The sequence below is a fragment of the Halomonas sp. IOP_6 genome, assembly GCF_021151565.1.
In the GTDB taxonomy this organism is placed as follows: domain Bacteria; phylum Pseudomonadota; class Gammaproteobacteria; order Pseudomonadales; family Halomonadaceae; genus Vreelandella; species Vreelandella alkaliphila.
The window spans coordinates 116,616-136,003 of record NZ_JAIRBO010000005.1 but is presented as its reverse complement, the minus strand read 5'-3'; the positions used below and the strand labels follow the sequence as shown (position 1 = coordinate 136,003).

Sequence of the window (19,388 nt, the reverse complement as noted above, 5' to 3'; positions counted from 1 at the left end):
CGCTAAAAAGTTTTCGATATTGTCAGTTAAAACCACGCTATTGCATAGCGCGCCAATTAAGCAGCGCTTCCTTCCCTTTTACGCCTCACCCTTAAGACGTTTACCCTATTTCACTTTTTCGACTGACGCGTTACAACGTTGTGAACGCAATAGCGGGAGAGACTGGTGCTAGCCACCAGCGCCGAAGGAGCAACGACCCCGGAAACTCTCAGGCCACCGGACCGCTATTGTTACGGTATTTACTAGAACAGTAATTACTAACACTTTCCGAAGAGCGGTTGATGACTGCGTCACTCAGCCCACCGAAGGAGCAAGCGCTTCAATAGATGCGTGAATCTCTCAGGTTCCATGACGGAAGGGGTACGCCTAGCCAATGTTGCTAGGGGTATCGCTTGACGCTCATACAATCTGGAGAGACTTATGCAACGCATTGCTATTATTGGCGGTGGGATCACCGGTATTACAAGTGCTTATGCCCTGGCAAAGCGCGGCTTTGACGTGACTGTTTTTGAAAAACATCGCTATGCGGCGATGGAAACATCTTTTGCCAACGGCGGGCAGCTGTCGGCCTCGAATGCTGAAGTGTGGAACCACTGGCCGACAGTGCTTAAAGGCCTGCGCTGGATGCTAAAAAACGACGCGCCGCTCCTGGTCAACCCTCGCCCTAGTTGGCACAAACTCAGCTGGTTTGCAGAGTTCATCGCCGCCATCCCCCGGTATGCCGACAACACCACGGAAACCACTCGGTTAGCGATTGCTGCCCGGGAACACTTATTCCAGTGGGCGAAAGACGAGCAGATCGATTTCGATCTTAAACAGCAGGGCATTTTGCATATCTACCGAGATAAAGCTGGCTTTGATCACGCCGCACGCGTGTCGCAGTTGCTAGCGAAAGGCGGCCTTGAACGTAGATCGGTCACGCCGGATGAAATACGCGCCATCGAGCCAACCCTGGCAGGTAGTTACTATGGCGGTTTCTATACCGAAAGCGACGCCACTGGCGATATCCATAAATATACCAACGGCCTCGCCAAAGCAGCCGCCAAACGTGGGGTGCAGCTTAACTATGGCCACCACATTGACGATATTGGCGCTGACGAGAATGGGGTTTGGGTAAGCGCCACGGTAGATAACAACAGCATGAGCCAACGCTTTGACAGCGTAGTAGTTTGTGCGGGGACCGGTAGCCGCGCCATTGCCACCAAATTAGGCGATCGCGTTAATATCTATCCCGTAAAAGGCTACTCCATCACCGTACAGCTAGATGACGAGGCCTCTCAGCAAGCCGCGCCAACCGTCAGCCTGCTAGATGATGAAACCAAATTGGTGACCAGCCGTTTGGGGCACGACCGCTTCCGCGTGGCTGGCACCGCTGAATTTAACGGCGCGAATCGCGATATACGCAACGACCGCATTCAACCGCTGATTCGCTGGGTAGAAGAGTGCTTTCCTGGCGTGAGCACCCAACGCGTAGTGCCCTGGGCTGGCCTGCGCCCAATGCTACCTAATATGCTGCCCAAAGTTGGGCCTGGCCGTTTACCCACTGTTTTCTATAACACCGGCCACGGCCACCTAGGCTGGACACTGTCAGCCATTACCGCCGAAATACTGGCGGACGCGGTGGAAGAGAAAAATATCCTCCGCGAGCCAGCCCCCCAACCGCTTAGCTAGTTCCAACCATGACAAGTCCGGGCAGGCTTCCGGTAAGATATAGAACACCCCAACATAGGCGTGTTTTATGCTTAACCAGCGTGCATTAACCTACCTCAATGAAGTGATTCGGCGCGGCTCGCTCAGGCGTGCCGCCGCCCACTTGAATGTCGATGCCTCTGCCGTTAGCCGCCAACTAAAAGCATTAGAAGAAGAACTGGATACCCAGCTATGCGAGCGGCACGGAAGAGGGATGCGTGCCACCGCAGCGGGCCAGCTACTGGTGCACCATTTTCATGCCCAGCGCGCTTCAGAAGAAGCGGTGCTCTCCCAACTAATGGCACTTCAAAGTCTAGCGAAAGGGGAAGTTCGCATTGCCGTGGGAGAAGGGTTTATTGCTGACCTGATCGCCGCACCGTTAGGCACTTTTATGTCAGCGTTTGACGGTATCAAAGTTGAAATCCGCATGGCGGGTGTTAATGAAGCGATGTCGTTACTCCACGATCGCGAGGTGGATATAGCGCTACTCTATGCACCGCCGGTAGACCCGCAACTTTTCTGCCACGTGGAAACGCGCCAGCCGCTCGATGTCATTGTCCCCCCCAATCACCCACTAAGTGATCTTAACCGCCCGGTAACGCTGCATGACTTAAAGGAGTGGCCTCTGGCGTTAATGGACAATCCTTTTGGTATGCGGCAAATGGTTAATATGGTGGCTCACCAGGAGCGTATTCATCTTGAAGCACGCCTGCATACAAACTCTGTTTCGGTGTTAAAGAACTTCGTCCGCTCAGGCATCGGCGTTACGTTTATGCCCGAACTCACCGTAGCGGATGAGATTGAGCGCGGTGAGATCTTCACACTCCCCATGCAGTACCCGGTGATGAACGGTACGCGGGCACAAATTGTTAGCCTGAAAGGACAGGAACTCCCAGTCGCCTCAATCACTTGCATCAATCACTTACACAAAGGCATGCGCTTTTTCTCCGCCGATGCACCACGACTGTTGCAATAAAAGCCACAGTTTAGGTATTGCATAGTCAACACCTCAATACATAGTCTTCTAGTAGGCACTCCTTATAAATCTAATAACGCGCCCATAGCGCCCCGTAGCTCACGACAATAAACCAGGAGACTGACTATGTACCCAGCAAAACTGCCCTACTACTTTGCGCCTAAACAGCTTATTTCCGCGTGCCTAGTAGGCTCTGCTTTGATGGCAGGGAACGCGCTTGCAGCAACTACGATTAATCTAAGTTACAACGGTGCCCCAGACCCGGAAAAGAATGCTGTCCACGTCTTTGCAGAGAATCTTAAAGCGTTGGTAGACGAAAAAACTGACGGTGAGATCCAGCTTGAGCTCTATCCGAATAGCATGCTCGGCGAAGAAGAGGAACGCATGGAACAAACCATGAATACGCCCATGCTCAATGTGGCGTCATTTGCGGGTGTTTCTCCGCTGGTTGATGAAATCTTCGTTAGCGCTATTCCGTTTCTGTTCGACGATTTTTCTGCAGCCCACACTTTCTTCGATGAGGGGGAGTATTGGCAGGAAGTCAGCAACGCTCTGCAGGAGCGTGCCGGTATCGATATGCTAGCCGTTGTGGAAGAGGGCGGCTTTTTGGCGTTCACCAATAACGAAAGGCCGATCAGTCACCCTGACGACTTCGAAGGACTCCGCTTCCGCGCTATGGATCCTAGCCAGGTCGCTCTCTATGAAGCCTTCGGCGCCTCCGGCACTCCCATCCCCTGGACAGAGACCTATATGGCACTGCGCACCGGGGTGGCAAACGGCCAAATGAACCCGCCGATGTATATCATCTTGGGCAGCCTTTACGAAGTGCAGGACTACCTGACCCTTGCCAATATCCAGTACTCCGACCAGTTCCTGGTAGGCAACAGTGACATGATCGCGGGTTGGGATGATGAGCTTCGCAGCGCCTTTATGGAAGCCGTCTCCGAAGCTAATCACAATGCCCGTGAGCACAATGAGGAGCAAGTAGAGGCGCGTATCGCCTATTTGGAAGAGCAAGGCATGGAAGTCATTCGCCCCTCTGAAGAAGAGCTAGCCGCTTTCCGTGAAATCGGCCAGCCTGCCTACCTTGAGTGGCTCGGTGAGCGTGATATCGAGCAGCGCTGGATCGATATGGCGTTGGAAGATGCAGGCATGAGTGAACTGCTTGACTAACGGCTGTTAACAACAGGGGCTGGCATCATGCTGGCCCCCTATTTCCAGTACTTAATACTCCAGTACTTAAGACCCAAGTACTTAAGACCCAAGTACTTAAGACCCAAGTACTTAATGTTCAAGTGCTTAACGTTTCTGTGCTTCATGGAAGGCTGCCATGTTTAATACGCTTCGATCCCATCTTTTAGCGATCAGCCGCCCTGTTACCTTAACCCTGGCGGGCGCACTGTTATCGCTCAATGTTGCGGCCATTCTGTTTGGGGTGTTTGCACGCTACATCGCTGGTGGCGCGCCTATCTGGACAGATGAGCTTTCACGTTTCTTGATCATCGCCACCGTGATGCTCGCGGCGGGCGCTGTCTGGTCTGAAGGAGGACATATGCGCGTTGGCCTGTTAGAGAAGCGGCTGCCCGCCCCCTTTGCTCGCTTGCTCAACGTGTACCAATGGCTACTCACCTTGCTAATTGCAGCGGGGGGTGCATGGGTTAGCTATCGCTATGCGCTATCGGTCAGCATGTTTACCACCTCTGGGCTCGGCATTAGCCGCACGGTGCCACTGCTCTCGCTACCTATTGGCTTTTTGCTACTAGCTTGGCATGTGCTTCTCTATGGCCCTGCGCCACTCAAGACCATCGAGGACGACCTATGATTGTCACTATGCTGGTTGTTTTCCTGGGCCATGTCTTGCTTGGGCTTCCTCTGTTTATCGCCCTGCTTACCACCGCAATAGTCGGCTTTTTGTTTGTCGACCCCTCAATGATTCCACGCATGCTGCCCCAACAATTCTTTGGTGGTATCAATGTATTCTCCTTGATGGCGATTCCGTTATTTATCTTCGCTGGCAACCTGATGAACGTCAGCGGCTTAACTGAACGCTTGATGGGGCTCGCCCGCCTGATGGTAGGGCATTTGCGGGGCGGCATGGGTCACGTCAATGTGGTGTCGAGCGTATTCTTCGCGGGTGTTAATGGCTCAGCGGTGGCGGACACCTCGGCACTTGGGTCGCTGTTAGTGCCTGCTATGGAGAAAGAGGGCTACTCACGAGCCTTTGCCGCAGGGTTGACCGCAGGTAGCTCGTTGATCGGCCCGATTATTCCACCCAGTATCTTTATGATCCTCTACGCCTCATTGACCAACACCTCAGTCGGTGATCTATTTCTGGCGGGCGTTGTGCCAGGGCTACTGCTGGGGGTTGCCTTTATGGGCATGAACGCTTGGTATGCCTGGCGCCATCGGTTACCCAAAAGTGGCCAGTTGCCCTCGCTCAGCCAACTTGGCGTAGCCTTCGTAGCCGCTCTGCCTGCACTTATTGCTCCTTTTATTATTGTTGCTGGCATCGTGCTTGGCTTCGTTACGCCGACCGAGTCAGGCGCATTAACAGCGCTGTATGTCGCGTTGTGCGGGGTCGTGTTGGGAGGATTGCGTTTTAAAGAGTGCTGGAAAGCTATCGTCGATACGGCACGCTTAACCTCGGCGATTTTTCTGATTATGGCCGCCTCAGCGACGATTAGCTGGCTACTCTCCTATGCGCAAGTGCCCGCGCAATTTGTCTCGCTGTTATCTCCTTACATAGACAACGCCGTATTGATTCTACTGTTACTAAGTGCCATTACCTTTATAACGGGCATGTTTATGGAAGAGGTGTCAGCGTTGATGCTACTGACGCCTATCTTTGCGCCAGTGGCGATGATGGCGGGTATCGACCCCATTCACCTGGGTGTCATCATCACGCTAAACATTACCATCGCGTTAATCACCCCGCCGCTGGGCGCCTGCGTGTTTGTCGCCGCCGCGGTCAGTCGGCTTGAGATAGTGTCGCTGTTCAGAACCATTTGGCCCTTTGTACTGACGGCGATTGCGGTGCTTATTCTACTCATCCTGTTTCCGCCACTAACGCTTTGGCTTCCTACACAGTTTGGATAGTGCTCTTCTTGAATAATCCTTTGCTTGGATAACATGATGCCTTTGAACACACTATTGAAGGCCTTGCCGCCTCTACCCAGCCACCTAGCTCCAAACTGGGAACAGCTGCGCCGAACATCTATTGAAGATAACGGTGAGCGCTTGGTGCCAATGAGCCTCGCCCCCGCACCGATCAGCGTATTCCCCGCCTATGCTCGGCTGGGCATTCCCGGCGCGGTACCGGAGTGTTTCGTTCGGGAAAGCGTTTATCGGGCGCTACTCGCCGCAGCACGCAGCCTACCCGAAGGGATCGGTTTAATCGTACTCGACGGCTGGCGTCCATGGCGGGTGCAGCAGTACTTATTTGATACCCTGCACGAAGCTATCCAACATCATCAGCCCGACCTCAGTGAAGCGGAGCTACTAGAGCGCACACGGGAGTTTGTCTCAGTCCCCAGCCGCGACCCATTAGCACCCAGCCCACACCTCACCGGCGGCGCCGTCGATGTCACGCTATGTGATGCCGATGGCCTGCCGCTGGATATGGGGACGCTGTTTGATGAAGCGATACCTGCCTCTCATAGCGACTATTTCGAGCGCCTGGAAACGCTAACGCCGCAGCAAGTTAACGCCCGCGATCATCGCCGCCTGCTGTATCACACCATGCAACAGCAAGGCTTCACTAACCTGCCTAGCGAGTGGTGGCACTTCGATTACGGCGATCAATTATGGGCCTACTACGGGTCACATCAGCAGGCGCATTACGGCCCGACAGAGTTGGACACCATTGAGAATCGCTGGCGCCGACAGCTGTAGTTGACTAGGCACGATGCCACTCCAGGTAAAGGGCATCGTCGCCTAGAACTCACACCACCTTAGCAAGGATGCTCAGATTGCGTTTCCCGCTACCGCATGCTTGCTACCGATAGACGAGTTTGCTCTTGCTACCCAAAGCCGATAAAGCGCTGGAGTAAAGAAAAACGACACCAGCGTTGCCAAAAGCAGTCCAAATCCGACGGTTTGCGCGAAAGGTGGCCACAATCCACCTGCCGCCATCATCAATGGAATTAATCCGGCAAAAGTGGTGATCGTCGTTGAGATAATATGACGACTAGTGGGGCCGCTAATGACCGCTAACATGGCATCGATATCGCCTTGGCGTGCCGCTTCATCGTCGTCAAACGCAGCAATGATGATAATAGTGGCATTAATCGCCACACCCACAAGCCCCATAATGCCGACAATAATGACAAAACCGAATGCATGACCACTGAGCAGCAGCGCTACAATGCCCATGCCCATCGCCTGGGCACCGGCAATAAACACAATGGCAGCGCGGCGAAAGGAATTAAACGCCAGCACGACCGTTGCCACCATGGCAATCACCAACAGTATCACCGAGGCCAGCAGGTTACCCACGGCTTCGTTGCGTTCGGCGGCCTCACCACCGGTTTCAATGCGATAGCCAGAAGGGAGGTGAATTTCTCCTGCATTGAGCGCGTTCTGCAACGCGTCCTCTAGCTGTGCCATGGAAACTGCCGGCAGCGCATCGGCCACCAAGTAGCCTTGTACTAGCTGCACCCGTTCAGCATTACGGCGAGTAATCACGCTCCAGGCTGGCGTTAGCGATACCTCCGCCACTGCCGCTAGCGGCAACCCCTCTGCGACGCTATCGCTGACTAAGCGCAGCGCGGCAAGTTGTTCAGCGTCGGTGCGCCACTCACCCACATACCGTACCCGAACAGGGAGCTGCTGAGTATCTTCCAGCAGCATGCCTGCAGACTGGCCGGACAGTGCAGCACCAACCTGTTCCGCTAGGCGTTGTGGCGTTAAACCTGCATCGTGAAGCGCCGTTTGGTCGATATCCAGCGTTAGCCTGGGCAGGTCGCGCTGCATACCTGCGCGCACATGGGTCACCTGCGGCAACTGATGCATTAGATTCGCGAGTTCAAGCCCCAGCGATGACAGTATGTCCAAGTCATCGCCATAGACCCGTAGCTCAATCGGTGCTTTAAACGGAGGCCCCTGCTCATACTTACGCACCACGCTTTGCGCCTGCGGAAAGTGTTGATCAAGCACTTGCTGCAGCATTGGCACCCGCTGGTTAGTCACCGCTAACGACTCGGCATCGACAATCAAGTGTAAAAACGCCGGGTTGTTATCCTCATTGGTCAATACGTTGTAGTACATCATCGGGGCGCTTTCGCCGATAAATGCAGATACTCGTTTGATGCCCGGCAGCTCTCGGATAAGGGTTACGGCTTCATCGGCCAACGCAGCGGTATTGGCGATGCTGCTAGCCGGTGGCAAGCGTACTTCAATGTGGAATTGGTCACGGTCTGCCGGTGGAAAAAACGCGACGTCTAACGTTGGCATTAGCGCGATGCCACTCACAGGCACGCATAAGGTAATGATCATGGCAGCCACCGGATGACGCAGCGAGCTACGTACGGCACGCCGAAAACCACGCTTGACCACGTTATCTTGTGAGCCTGACGGTTTCTTCGCCACGCTGGCCAGCAGCATCGGAGAGAGCGCTGGCACTAACAGCAGCGATACCAAGTAAGAACTCACCAGCGCTACAATAACGGCCATGGCTAGCGGTCCTACGAACTCTCCGGCGGGCCCCGGCATTAGCACAATTGGCATAAACGCCAGAATGGTCGTCAGGGTGCTGGCGAGTAACGGCACGGCTAAATGGCGCAAGGCATCTCGGGTCGCGGCAATCACTGAGTCCCCTTGCAAGAAGCGCTCACGAAGGGCGTTGGTCATGACAATGGCGTTATCCACCATTAACCCCAGCGCCACAATAATGCCGGTAATGCTCATTTGGTGGATATCAATACCCAGTGGCTTGAAAAACGCCAACGTGAGCAGCGCCGTGGCGGGAATCGCTAGCCCCACGGTGATCGCCGAGCGCCAGCCCATGCTTAAAAACAGAATAGCCACTACCAGCACTAACCCTATCAGCAGGCTGCTAGCGACATCGCTTAAGCGCTGATTGGTGTAACTGGCTTGTTCAAACACCACTTCAACATCAAGGCCCACGGGCAGCTCGTCAGCAAACGCCATGAGTTGTTGCTGAGCCCGTTCAACCCAAACATCAATACGCTGGCCGGGAGCCATACGGGCACCCACAAACACGGCTCGTTCGCCGTTAAGCAGCGCCATGGCGGCGGGCGGGTCCTGCACGCCGCGGCGCAGCTCGGCAATCTCACCTAGCCTAACCGTTTGGCCCTGCCGGATAGCCACGTCGACATCGCGCAACCTGTCCAACGTATCAAATTCACCGCTCAGCCCGACCGTTAGCCGATGGCCTTGAGTGACCACTTCGCCTGCCGTGCGGCGGCCATCACTTGCTTCAATGGCGGCGGCCAATTGGCCTACGGAAAGCCCCAACGCATTTAGCTCTAAGGGGTCGACCATGACCTCGACCTGCTCCCCTGCGACACCAAACAGATGGGTGTACTCCGTGCCTGCAACACGCCTAAACTGGTCTTCTAGGCGTTCGGCGTAGCGCTCCATCAACTGTGGGTTGGGCGAAGAATCTAGTGTCCAGCGCAGGGCAGCCACCATGCTAAAGGCGTAACCGCGGTCATCCAGCAGCTCTGGTGTTTGCACACCGGCTGGCAAGGTTGGCGCGATATCGCCTAATTTATCTCGTACTCGGCTCCACACAGGGGTGACATCAATAACCGCGTCTTCTAATTCAAGACTGATAACAGCGATGCCCTGGCGCGACGTAGATTCAAGCACTTGGATTTCTGAAATAGTGCGCAACTCGTTTTCAATAGGCCGCGCTACCAGCGCTTCAACCTGCTCAGGCGTAGCACCAGGAAACGGCGCAAGCACGGTAGCCATACGCGCAATCAGATGAGGGTCTTCTGCCCGAGGAAGCGTTTGAATAGCCGATAGCCCAGCCACAACCAGCAACCCCAAGGTTAGTGCCACTAAACGGCGATTAAATAACCACTCAATGCGCTGCATAAGCCATATCCTCGCTGAGGGTGACCTGCTGCCCAGGGGTGATGCGGTGAATGCCGCTAGTAATTATCCTTATTCCTGGCTCAAGGGTTCCGCGCACAAAGGCTTGATCGCCTTCAGTGTGCAGTAATTCCACGCTCGCCCGTGCCACACGAAAATGCCCCTCTTCCAGCGGCACTGCCACCAGTACGTTCCACAATCCTCGCTCGGCAGCACGTAAGGCATCTAGCGGCACCCAATAGCCACTGGCAGGCTCTACCACTGCGTAGCTAAGTTCAACGAGGTCACCAGGCACCGCGCTGTTTGAGGCGTCAAGCGAGACAACCAGCGTCTGCGTGCGACTGTCGCTGTCAATATGGGGTAGCCGAGCACGCACCTTACCGCCAATAGCGTGGTGATTAACGTTGAGTGTGACCGTCTCGCCTGGTGTAAACGTCGACGCTAACCGAGCAGGCAATCCTAGATGCGCTTCCAGTTGCTCAACATCGATAAGCTCAAACGCGGCGGTACCGCTCGTCACTAAACTACCAACGCTGACATGACGTTCAATAACGCGTCCAGCGAAGGGCGCTTTTAACGTGCTGTCCTCAAGATCAGCAGTAAGGCTGTCTCGTTCAGCCGCCAGTGCCGCAAGGCGAGCTTGAAGCGTGAGCCGATCCGTGCGTGCTTGGTCCAACGTCGTACGGCTGGCAAAATTACTTTGATTAAGCTGCGCTTCACGCTCTTCTTGGCGCTGAGCAAAAGCCAGACCGGCGCGGGCTTCCTCACTGCGTGCGGCCACTTCTGCCAAACGGCTTTCAAGACGACGGGTATCCAGTGTCGCTAGCACATCGCCCTGCTCAACCGCACTCCCCCTATCAGCCAACACCTCGCTAACACGGCCAGCGGGTTCAAAGGCAAGCGACACTGACTGACGTGCAACCACTCGCCCCGTTAAGCGCACGTCCCGCTCCAGCTGTTCGGAGTGGGCAAGAGACTGCGTAACCACTTGCAACAAAGCGTTATCAGTTTCTTGCTGGTTGGCCAACTGGGCACGACTGTGCTGGCTAGTAAGCGCAACCACCGTAACTACCGTAACACTCATCATAATTAAGGCCGCCAACGTGCCACGACTCCGGTGGCGCCAGGAAGTATTGAAGGACGTGTCCATAATGGCCTCGAAATGGTTTATTCTTGAACGATACGGTTCACTATAATATGTGTACGGCAGCGTTCAATATTTATTTATTCGATAGGCACGGATTTTACGGAATGACGGACTCGCAACCTTTACCGCCTGACAAAAAACGCAGCGCCGGTCGCCCCAAAGATATGGCTAAGCACAACGCGATGCTAGACGCGGCGGCCTGCCTATTTTTTCGCTTTGGGCTCGAAGGGGTGACCATGGAAGCCGTTGCCCGTGAAGCGGGTGTTTCCAAAGTGACTGTGTACGGCCATTTTGCAACCAAAGAAGCGCTATTTGGCAACGTCATTCAGCGTGAAACCGCCCTCATTCGTCATGGTCTAGAACAGCTTCCCGACACTCATGAAGCCGTGCGTCAGTCACTGATTGAAGTCGGCACAAGCCTCGTGCGCTTTTTGTTGGAGCCCCACGTGTTAGCCGTTGAGCGCGTCATGAGTGCACAGGGAAATCAGTACCCCGAACTGCTTCTGGCCTTTTTCGAAGCAGGCCCCTGGGCCACTAAAAAGTGGCTGCAGGAAAAGCTTGAGGGGCTAGCCCGCGCCGGGCATTTAACACTTAACGCACCCACACTAGCCGCCGACCAACTCTGTAGCATGTGGCAAGGCATGTTGGTTATGGAGGTGCGTATGGGGGTTCGCCAGCTCCCCAGCGATGAAGAAATTCATCGTCAGATCAGCAGCGCCGTGGATGTATTTTTGGCAGCGTATGGAAACCATTGAGCGCCCCCGTATGCAAAAAAGCCCCGTCATAAACGGGGCTTTCGCAATGCTTACTTATTAATTTAAACGCCCACTGGCCCACCATCGCGCTTCTGAATAACAACGGTAGATGCCCGAGGGCGTACTTGGCCACTGGTCTCAGCGGTGGCATCTTGGGTCAGTGCGCTACCATCCGCGGGCCAGTTGCCGGGGTGCTGAATATTAATAAACAGCGCCGTTTTGTCCGGCGTCGCAAAAATGCCGGTCACTTCACAACCGTTCGGCCCTACGGCGAAGCGTTTCAGTTGCTGCTGGTTGCTGTTGTTAATCACCGGACCGGTACCCTGAATCTCGTCCAGGCTGTTAGGCACCACGGCTAATAGCTGGTCGTTGGTGTACTCGGTAATGCCTTCGTAACCATTATCGGTCTGTATCCAGAGAATGCCCTGACCATCATCACGCTGGTCAAACCACAGACCATCGGGGCTGGCAAACTGGTTCATTTCAGTCAGGCCAGAATGATTGCCTTCATCATTAGTGGCGGCACCAAACACAAACACTTCCCAACGAAAGGCATTCGGCAGGCGGCTTTCACGCCAGCGGATTATGTGACCGGCTTCGTTATTAGCGCGTGGATTAACGGCGTTGGCCGGGGCTGTCTCATAGCCTACCCCTAGCTGAGCAATGTCATCGCCTTGATTGGTGAAAGTGGCCGCTGCAGCTTCTTCGCTACGCTTCGAATTATTGGTCAGCGTTAGATACACCTCGCCAGAGGAAGGATCCACGGTTGCCCACTCCGGGCGGTCCATCGGTGTCGCTCCCATTAGATCTGCTGCATCACAGGTGTTAATAATCACCCCAGCTAAATCATTTTCTGCCAACCCCAAAGCCGTTGCCAACGAACGGCCATCGCGTGTTTGCGCGCTAGGTGTTAGCGGCAACCACTCACCACTGCCATCAGCGTTGAAGCGAGCCACATAGAGGGTGCCGTTATCCAGATACTTACTACCAATGGCGAGGCGGTCATACGCTTCGCCTGGGCGATTGGCATCGGCGGGGTCCCAGGCAGCGTCAGAAACATACTTATAGACGTACTCGTTGCGGGAGTCGTGGCCAGAGTAGTACACCACGGGTTGCCCTGCTTCCAGCTTACCCAGCCAGCACCCTTCATGACGGAAACGGCCAAGTGCCGTGCGTTTTACCGCGTGAGCATCACTATAGGGGTCGACTTCAACTTGGTAGCCAAAAGTGCGCGCTTCATTGCGGTAATCATCTTCGGCGCGCTCACCCCGTGGCGTGATGTCGAAACGCGCAAATTCATCGCTTTCTTCAGAGGCATCACCCGCCGAGGTATCCCAACCATAGCGGCTTTTATCGGTAGGAATACCAATCCGCGCATCGTCCTGGAAGAGTTGGCCGTGATTAACAAACACATTGGGCCAGTTCTCTTCGCAAGCGATATAAGTGCCCCAGGGCGTTAACCCATTACCACAATTGTTATTGGTGCCACGGGTTTGCGCACCCGCCGGTGAGAAGCGCGTTTTCACATAGTCACTGCCCGCCACTGGGCCAGCCATTTCCATCACCGTCGCGCTGGTAAGGCGGCGGTTATAGCGGGAGCCAGGCACATGCGACCAGTGTCCGTTAGCGTCTTTCTCAACTTCCACAATGGTGACACCGTGAGCGTTGATTTCGGTACGCGACTCTTCGGCGGGTCGCTTGCCTTCTGACGTATTGGTCGGGCCACCTTGAGGTGCCCACAGCGCTGCTTGATCGATATATTCGTTGTTGAGCACCAGCACAAAGCGCCGTGAGGCGTTATCGGCATCCAGGGCAAAACTAGCCATGCCATCGTGGTTCATACCCACGCTAGCGGCTTGACGCTCGGCAGTCATTGACTGGTCGGACTGCCAGCTGTCACCAGTGTTCAACGGCGTGCCCCACGGCACCAGCACTTGGGCAACATAGCCTTCAGGCACTACGACAGCATCCGTTAGCGATCCTTGAACCGCCTCAAACGCCAGCGTCAGCGGCGTTTTTTGCACCCCGTTTGAAGCCAATGCTTGGGCGGCACCGCCAAAGCCAAGCATTGAAGCAGCGGCCAAACCTAAGCCGCCCCGCATTACCGCTCGTCGCGAAACATGCTGCGCTAACACATCCGCAAACGGCTGGTTGCTGCTCTGATTTAACAGGCGATGATCTTCAATTTCCTTGCTCATGACAACAGTCCTCTCGTCACGGTTAACACGCGCTAGTTTTATGTTAAGAGGACACTAATCAATTTAAATGACAGGGTAATGACGAGCACTCTACTGTTAGGTGAACGTTTATCAGCAAGCGATTCCCCACCTTTAAAAACTGTTGGTTAAGCATCTGCACGGTGGTTAGGTAAGGTTGGGAGTGATGGTTGTGAGAGGTAGTCAAATCTGCTAAATTAATGCTAATAGTTATCATTACCACAGGAAACAACCTCTCATGCAGCCCAGAAAAAAAGACGTTCCGCCAGAAGGCTCGCCTAGCGCATCTCGCGAAGTGACAAGTCAGGCGCTGCTTGATCAAGACGGTCAGTTGGTTATTCACCATGAACAGCGACGCTATGTGCTGCGACGCACGAAAAGCGGCAAGCTGATCTTAACGGCGTAAGCCTTTTAAAATAATCACTTACCTACTACTAACCCTTTTAGCCAGCCAGGTAGCCCATCGCACCCAGCCAGCAACATTATCCATCACTTTCTGCTGGAACTGTCTGGCCCATGAAACCAACTCACACGTTAGGCTTTTGCCTTACCCTACTCCCTCTTCTGCCTGCCAACGCCAATGACTCGGGCTTAGCCCCCCTCACAGTCACAGGTACCCGAGCACCGACGGATCTGTCCCGCGCACCGCTGATTATCGACATCATCGACCGCCAAGATGCAACGCTTGCCACCGCGAGCCGCGTTGAAGACGTGCTGAGCCGCCAGCCTGGCCTGCATGTTGCTGGCCAAGGGCGCCGTAACGGCCAAACGCTGAGTATGCGTGGCTTCGGCAGAAATGGTGTACTGGTGCGCCTGGACGGTGTTCGCCAGGATATTTCCACTGGCCATGTGGGCAACTTCTTCCTCGACCCAGCGCTGATTCAAGAGGTGCAGATTGCCCGTGGCTCGCTTTCCAGTCTGTACGGTAGCAATGCCATGGGCGGCGTTGTTAGCTTTACCAGTGTCGAGGCCAGCGACCTATTAGCCCCAGGTGAAGATAGCGGCGCACGCCTTTCCCTGGGCGGGGCAACAGCTAACGACGAGCTACGCGGCAGCCTGACGGCGTTTGGCCGCCGCGACACGGCTAATGGGCAAGTGGATGGGCTATTTTCTGTGGGCCGTAGCGAGTCCGGCGATATTCGTCGCGCGGGCGGTGATGAAGCAGTAGAAGATGCCAGCCTCAATAGCCTGCTTTTGAAAGGCGGCTGGGAACCAAGCGACGACCAACGGGTGTTTATTAGCTGGCAGCACTATGATGAGCGCGCCACCCAACCCGCTAATCCGCAGCAGCTATCCACCAGCGCTAGCAACCCATTACGCGATCGTGATGTTGAGAGTAATAACGTACAACTTGGCCACCGCTGGCAACCGAGTGGTGCCACTGAAATCACCTCACAGCTTACCTTTAGCCAACAGGATATCGACGAGCCCCAGGCTAGCCGTACCCTTGAGCGGATCGGCCTGCAGAGCGATGGCTATCACAGCATCGACCATGGCTGGCTTTCACAAACGCTGGTGTTTGGCGCAGAGCTGGAGCAGGCTCGCCAACGGCCTGACGGTGAAGCGAATGGTTTCCCCCACGCAGATATTGATACCCAAGCGGCATATTTAGACACGACCCTCACTGCCGGTAGCTACTTGGCTGAAGGCGGCGCGGGGGAGTTTGACGTTGGCATAGGCGCTCGCTACGACCGCTATGACTCCAGCGGTCAAAACGATGCCGACAGCGTGCACGACCAAGTGTCGCCGCGCTTCCGCCTTGCCTGGCGGCCCGACGACACCTTGATGCTGTTCTCCGGCTACGCCGAAGCCTTCCGCGCACCCAGTCTTTCCGAGCTTTACGCTAACGAGCGCCACTTTGCCGGTTTCTGCGCAGGACCATTTTTCTGTACGCCCGACAACTACTGGATTCCCAACCCTAACCTGTCGCCTGAAACCAGCCGCACCTGGGAAAGCGGTGTGGTATGGCACCAGGGCGACTGGCAGGCGCGCGCCAGCTACTTCGACACTCGTGCAGACGACTTCATTGACACTCAGGTCGATATCATGGCGGGCACAACTCAAGCCGTAAACGTGCAGCGTGCTCAGCTATGGGGCTATGACGCCCGACTTACTTGGCAACCTAGCGCATTCCCGCTGCTAACCAGCTTCATAGGTCTTTCAGAGGTATCCGGCAAAGATCGCGACAGCGGTGAGGCTCTGGGTAGCCAAACACCCCTGGAAATGACGCTGGGCAGTGATGTTGCACTTTATAACAGCGCTGTACGGATCGGCTGGCAGGGCCGCTTTGCTCAGGCGTTCGACAAACAGGGCGACGATGAACGCCTGCCAGGCTATGGGCTGCACGATATCCACCTTGCTTGGCAAATCACCCCCGCTATTGATACCGCGCTGCGCCTCGCCAACCTCGGCGACAAAGTGTGGTATCGGCCCGATGGCAGTCTGGGCGACGGACGTAGCCTGTTCGCCACCCTCAACTGGCAGTGGTAACTCCTTGCAATGTTAAGCCTAGAGGTGACGTATGATTGAGTCCCAGCAGATCGCAATTCTTGAAGCCTTTGACGCAGCACGAGCAGCACAGCCTCGCCTGCCAGCGATTGATATTGCCGAGCGCTTATCAATCAGTGAAGGCGAACTTCAGGCCGCGCGCTTAGGCCGTGACGTATGGACGCTGCCCCTCGCGCCGAAAGACCTTGCGGCTCGCCTCCCCCTGTTAGGCCGAGTCAAAGCGCTCACCCGCTCTCGTTTAGCCGTGCTCGAGCAAACCGGTGATTACCCTGACCTGGATGGCGGGCCGCAAACCGGCTTGCTGCTTGACCCAGGTGGCTTAGATTTACGGTTGCTGTATTCCCATTGGCACTGGGCCTGCCTAATCCGCGACCCTATTCATGCTCCTATCCATGGCTCTAACCGCGCCCCCCTGCCAACGGAGAGTGAACAAGGTCAGTGGCGCTGGAGCCTGCAAATTTTCAATCAGCATGGCTGTGCCATTCACAAAAGCTTTGCGCTGGAAAATCCGCTGCCCCGCCCATGGGGCGCATTAGCTGCCCTAGGCACCATAGATACCCCCGCGTTTACCCAAAGCGCGCCCCGCTTAAAGCGTGCTCTTCCTGAAGCGCCGACACTCGCCAGCGAGTGGGCGGCGATGCGTGATGTGCACCAATTTTTCGCCCTGCTTCAGCGCCACCATCTAGAGCGTCTGGAAGCCAACCAGCTAATGGAAGGCCGTTATACTCGCGCGCTGCCCGTCGATGCCCTGGAAAATCTGTTAACCAAAGCAAGTCAGCGCGCACTGCCACTGATGCTGTTCGTGGCCAGTCCTGGCTGCGTGCAAATTCGCACTGGCACACTACCTGAACCTCAGCGCGCCCGCGGCTGGCTGAACCTGTTTGGCGAGCAGTTCACGCTGCACCTTAATGACACCGCCATTGAGCAAGTGTGGCAGGTCAGCAAGCCTAACCGCGACGGTGGCGTCACCAGTGTAGAAGCCTTTGATGCAGAGGGTTCTTTGGTGCTGCAAATTTACGCTGAGCGCCAGGAAGGTCGCGTGGAGCGTCCCGAGTGGCGGCAGTTACTGAATGAACTCGGTAACCAAGAGGCCGTGGCATGAATGTCACACGCTTCGCATGCCAGTCGTTTGCCGCGCTACTGATTGGCTGGTTAACCACTGGAGGGGCGCTAGCCAACGAACGCTGGGTCATTCTGGGCGGCGATATCGCTGAAACCATCGCCGCGCTTGGCGCGGATATCGAGGTCGTTGCCCGCGATGATACGGTGCTCCACCCGCCCGAAATGGCCGAACTGCCCTCGGTAGGCTACCTGCGCCAGCTGTCGGCAGAAAGCGTACTCTCAGTGGCGCCGGATCGTGTGTTAGCAGCGGGACATTCCGGCCCGAAAGAAGTGTTGGAACAGCTAGAGGCCGTGGGCGTAACGGTTGATGTGATTGATGCCCCTGCTGACCTTTCCTCGATTGCCGAGAAAGTCCGCACAGTGGCTCAGCACACGCAACGCCAACAAAGGGGTGACGAGTTAGCAACCTCACTCACCGCGACGCTTGAGCGCTTGGCGGCTCTTCCCCCGCTGCCTGATACGCGTGCAATGTTTATTCTTCACCATAGTGGCCTAACACCGCGGGTTGCCGGCAGCGACACCGCCGCCCATATAGCCTTGGATGCCGTTGGCCTCGACAATGCTTTTGGCGATATGGCGGGCTATCAAAGCGTTGCCGCAGAGGCGCTGGCAAAAGAAGCACCTGCGCTGGTGATTATGTCCCAACGGGGGTTGGACGCTCTGGGCGGTGAAAACGCGCTCTGGCAGTTACCGGGGATGCGCTTAACGCCCGCAGGACGCGAACAACGGCTTATTGTGATTGATGATCAGGCACTGCTCGGTTTTGGCCCCCGCACGCCTGACCAGCTATTTACCTTGCGCCAGAACATTGAAGCACTGCTTGGTACAGAGCAGGTCAGCCGATGATCTCCAGCGCTTCCCATGACCGTTATCGCCCCTTGTTACCGCTTAGTCGAACAGCACGAGTGTTAAGTGGCCTTACCCTGGCGTTATTGATCGCCCTTGGCTGGGGTGCTGCTTCAGGCGCGTTAGGTGTGTCGCCCTGGGCGCTCATTAATGGCAGCGCAGATGAGCTCAGTGTCCAAGTATGGTGGCAGCTACGCCTACCGCGCCTACTTCTGGGAGTTGCCGTGGGGGCGATGCTGGCGGGCAGTGGTGCCGCCATGCAGGGGCTATTTAGAAACCCATTGGCCGACCCAACGCTGTTAGGCCTTGCCAGTGGTGCGGGGTTATTCGTGGCACTTTGGGTTGTGCTATTTCAGGGCAGCGCTGCCGGTAGCCTTTACGGCCAGTTTGCAGCGGGCTTTCTCGGTGCGCTTAGTGTTTGCTTAGTGGTGTTTGGCATTGCCAAGCGCCAAGGGGGTGGCAGTGCCGCCGTCATGTCACTGCTACTAGCAGGCTTAGCAATCAACACGTTAGCAGGCGCTGGAGGCGGAGTACTGGCGTTTATTGCCAGCGACGATCAACTTCGTCAGCTCAGCTTATGGGGAATGGGCACGCTTACCAACGCTCTGTGGCGCACCACCGCCGTAGCACTTGCCCTGATTGCTGTTGCCCTATGGCTGTTAATACGCAGCGCTCGTGAGCTTGACCTACTTCAGCTAGGCGAATCTACCGCCCATGCGGCAGGACTGGATGCAACGTGCTTAAAACGCCGCGTGGTCGTTGCTACCTCGCTGGGTGTAGGGCTGTGCGTCGCACTTACCGGCGTGATTGGCTTTCTTGGTTTGCTCGTCCCCCACTGCCTGCGACTTTGGCTCGGGCCTGGCCATCGCCTGCTGCTACCCGCCTCTATGTTAGGCGGTGCACTACTGCTAGTGGTCGCCGACACCCTGGCGCGCACCCTCGGCGCTCCAGCCGAAATCCCCGTCGGGCTATTAACCAGCCTACTGGGCGGCCCCTATTTTCTTTACCTACTAATGCGTCGGAACCGGGCATGCTAACCCTACATCAGGCGGGTTTTACCACCACGCCCT

Annotated in this window: 15 protein-coding genes and 2 riboswitches; of the genes, 12 read left to right on the top strand and 3 right to left on the bottom strand. The window is 55.8% G+C overall.

Annotation, left to right across the window (positions count from 1 at the left end):
• Nucleotides 1-143: 143 nt before the first annotated feature.
• A riboswitch (glycine riboswitch) is annotated at nucleotides 144-234 on the top strand.
• 23 nt (nucleotides 235-257) lie between these two features.
• Nucleotides 258-365: riboswitch (glycine riboswitch) on the top strand.
• 55 nt (nucleotides 366-420) lie between these two features.
• The 6 genes from K7H08_RS11150 to K7H08_RS11125 all read left to right on the top strand — a co-directional run bounded on the left by K7H08_RS11150 (nucleotide 421) and on the right by K7H08_RS11125 (nucleotide 6,556).
• Nucleotides 421-1,671, top strand: coding sequence for a D-amino acid dehydrogenase (locus tag K7H08_RS11150; RefSeq protein WP_231657941.1), 1,251 nt, complete (start codon nucleotides 421-423; stop codon nucleotides 1,669-1,671).
• 67 nt (nucleotides 1,672-1,738) lie between these two features.
• Complete coding sequence (locus K7H08_RS11145) at nucleotides 1,739-2,665, top strand: LysR family transcriptional regulator (RefSeq protein ID WP_120386251.1); 927 nt, start codon at nucleotides 1,739-1,741, stop codon at nucleotides 2,663-2,665.
• Between the two features lie 126 nt (nucleotides 2,666-2,791).
• Nucleotides 2,792-3,838: a TRAP transporter substrate-binding protein DctP gene (dctP, locus tag K7H08_RS11140; RefSeq protein ID WP_231657940.1), complete on the top strand. Its 1,047-nt coding sequence runs from the start codon at nucleotides 2,792-2,794 to the stop codon at nucleotides 3,836-3,838.
• A gap of 157 nt (nucleotides 3,839-3,995) precedes the next feature.
• Nucleotides 3,996-4,487 carry a TRAP transporter small permease gene (locus K7H08_RS11135; RefSeq protein WP_051626372.1) on the top strand — a complete coding sequence of 164 codons (492 nt, stop codon included), beginning with the start codon at nucleotides 3,996-3,998 and terminating at the stop codon, nucleotides 4,485-4,487.
• Nucleotides 4,484-5,761: a TRAP transporter large permease gene (locus K7H08_RS11130; RefSeq protein ID WP_231657939.1), complete on the top strand. Its 1,278-nt coding sequence runs from the start codon at nucleotides 4,484-4,486 to the stop codon at nucleotides 5,759-5,761. Before K7H08_RS11135 ends, K7H08_RS11130 begins: the two co-directional genes overlap by 4 nt.
• Before the next feature lie 33 nt (nucleotides 5,762-5,794).
• Nucleotides 5,795-6,556 carry a M15 family metallopeptidase gene (locus K7H08_RS11125; protein ID WP_231657938.1) on the top strand — a complete coding sequence of 254 codons (762 nt, stop codon included), beginning with the start codon at nucleotides 5,795-5,797 and terminating at the stop codon, nucleotides 6,554-6,556.
• 72 nt (nucleotides 6,557-6,628) lie between these two features.
• On the opposite strand, the gene K7H08_RS11120 is transcribed toward K7H08_RS11125, so the two are convergent.
• Both K7H08_RS11120 and K7H08_RS11115 read right to left on the bottom strand, forming a co-directional pair.
• Nucleotides 6,629-9,727: an efflux RND transporter permease subunit gene (locus K7H08_RS11120; RefSeq protein ID WP_231657937.1), complete on the bottom strand. Its 3,099-nt coding sequence runs from the start codon at nucleotides 9,725-9,727 to the stop codon at nucleotides 6,629-6,631.
• Entirely contained in the window at nucleotides 9,714-10,874 is a 1,161-nt protein-coding gene (locus K7H08_RS11115; RefSeq protein WP_120386247.1) for an efflux RND transporter periplasmic adaptor subunit, read from the bottom strand. The genes K7H08_RS11120 and K7H08_RS11115 overlap by 14 nt, the downstream gene beginning before the upstream one ends.
• A gap of 101 nt (nucleotides 10,875-10,975) precedes the next feature.
• Between K7H08_RS11115 and K7H08_RS11110 the strand changes: the two genes are divergently transcribed.
• The gene (locus K7H08_RS11110) at nucleotides 10,976-11,626 is read left to right on the top strand and encodes a TetR/AcrR family transcriptional regulator (protein WP_038478750.1); all 651 of its coding nucleotides are present in this window, start codon (nucleotides 10,976-10,978) and stop codon (nucleotides 11,624-11,626) included.
• Nucleotides 11,627-11,688: 62 nt separating this feature from the next.
• Here K7H08_RS11110 and K7H08_RS11105 read toward each other — a convergent pair whose 3' ends face one another.
• Nucleotides 11,689-13,824 carry a PhoX family protein gene (locus K7H08_RS11105; protein WP_231657936.1) on the bottom strand — a complete coding sequence of 712 codons (2,136 nt, stop codon included), beginning with the start codon at nucleotides 13,822-13,824 and terminating at the stop codon, nucleotides 11,689-11,691.
• 256 nt (nucleotides 13,825-14,080) lie between these two features.
• Here K7H08_RS11105 and hemP point away from each other — a divergent pair, with 256 nt between their 5' ends.
• From hemP to K7H08_RS11080, 5 genes are all read left to right on the top strand, one after another.
• Nucleotides 14,081-14,248 (top strand): hemin uptake protein HemP, encoded by a 168-nt coding sequence (hemP, locus tag K7H08_RS11100; protein WP_084183610.1) that lies wholly within the window; start codon nucleotides 14,081-14,083, stop codon nucleotides 14,246-14,248.
• A 110-nt stretch (nucleotides 14,249-14,358) separates the two neighbouring features.
• Entirely contained in the window at nucleotides 14,359-16,332 is a 1,974-nt protein-coding gene (locus tag K7H08_RS11095) for a TonB-dependent receptor domain-containing protein (protein ID WP_231657935.1), read from the top strand.
• A gap of 31 nt (nucleotides 16,333-16,363) precedes the next feature.
• Complete coding sequence (locus K7H08_RS11090) at nucleotides 16,364-17,452, top strand: ChuX/HutX family heme-like substrate-binding protein (protein WP_231657934.1); 1,089 nt, start codon at nucleotides 16,364-16,366, stop codon at nucleotides 17,450-17,452.
• Nucleotides 17,449-18,318, top strand: coding sequence for a heme/hemin ABC transporter substrate-binding protein (locus K7H08_RS11085; protein ID WP_231657933.1), 870 nt, complete (start codon nucleotides 17,449-17,451; stop codon nucleotides 18,316-18,318). The genes K7H08_RS11090 and K7H08_RS11085 overlap by 4 nt, the downstream gene beginning before the upstream one ends.
• Nucleotides 18,315-19,355, top strand: a complete 1,041-nt coding sequence (locus tag K7H08_RS11080) for a FecCD family ABC transporter permease (RefSeq protein WP_231657932.1) — start codon at nucleotides 18,315-18,317, stop codon at nucleotides 19,353-19,355. Before K7H08_RS11085 ends, K7H08_RS11080 begins: the two co-directional genes overlap by 4 nt.
• Nucleotides 19,356-19,388: the final 33 nt, after the last annotated feature.

What these genes read in the sequence shown, in the direction of transcription:
- K7H08_RS11150 (WP_231657941.1), top strand. Translation starts at nt 421, where the DNA reads ATGCAACGCATTGCTATTATTGGCGGTGGGATCACCGGTATTACAAGT.
- K7H08_RS11145 (WP_120386251.1), top strand. Translation starts at nt 1,739, where the DNA reads ATGCTTAACCAGCGTGCATTAACCTACCTCAATGAAGTGATTCGGCGC.
- dctP (WP_231657940.1), top strand. Translation starts at nt 2,792, where the DNA reads ATGTACCCAGCAAAACTGCCCTACTACTTTGCGCCTAAACAGCTTATT.
- K7H08_RS11135 (WP_051626372.1), top strand. Translation starts at nt 3,996, where the DNA reads ATGTTTAATACGCTTCGATCCCATCTTTTAGCGATCAGCCGCCCTGTT.
- K7H08_RS11130 (WP_231657939.1), top strand. Translation starts at nt 4,484, where the DNA reads ATGATTGTCACTATGCTGGTTGTTTTCCTGGGCCATGTCTTGCTTGGG.
- K7H08_RS11125 (WP_231657938.1), top strand. Translation starts at nt 5,795, where the DNA reads ATGATGCCTTTGAACACACTATTGAAGGCCTTGCCGCCTCTACCCAGC.
- K7H08_RS11120 (WP_231657937.1), bottom strand. Translation starts at nt 9,727, where the DNA reads ATGCAGCGCATTGAGTGGTTATTTAATCGCCGTTTAGTGGCACTAACC.
- K7H08_RS11115 (WP_120386247.1), bottom strand. Translation starts at nt 10,874, where the DNA reads ATGGACACGTCCTTCAATACTTCCTGGCGCCACCGGAGTCGTGGCACG.
- K7H08_RS11110 (WP_038478750.1), top strand. Translation starts at nt 10,976, where the DNA reads ATGACGGACTCGCAACCTTTACCGCCTGACAAAAAACGCAGCGCCGGT.
- K7H08_RS11105 (WP_231657936.1), bottom strand. Translation starts at nt 13,824, where the DNA reads ATGAGCAAGGAAATTGAAGATCATCGCCTGTTAAATCAGAGCAGCAAC.
- hemP (WP_084183610.1), top strand. Translation starts at nt 14,081, where the DNA reads ATGCAGCCCAGAAAAAAAGACGTTCCGCCAGAAGGCTCGCCTAGCGCA.
- K7H08_RS11095 (WP_231657935.1), top strand. Translation starts at nt 14,359, where the DNA reads ATGAAACCAACTCACACGTTAGGCTTTTGCCTTACCCTACTCCCTCTT.
- K7H08_RS11090 (WP_231657934.1), top strand. Translation starts at nt 16,364, where the DNA reads ATGATTGAGTCCCAGCAGATCGCAATTCTTGAAGCCTTTGACGCAGCA.
- K7H08_RS11085 (WP_231657933.1), top strand. Translation starts at nt 17,449, where the DNA reads ATGAATGTCACACGCTTCGCATGCCAGTCGTTTGCCGCGCTACTGATT.
- K7H08_RS11080 (WP_231657932.1), top strand. Translation starts at nt 18,315, where the DNA reads ATGATCTCCAGCGCTTCCCATGACCGTTATCGCCCCTTGTTACCGCTT.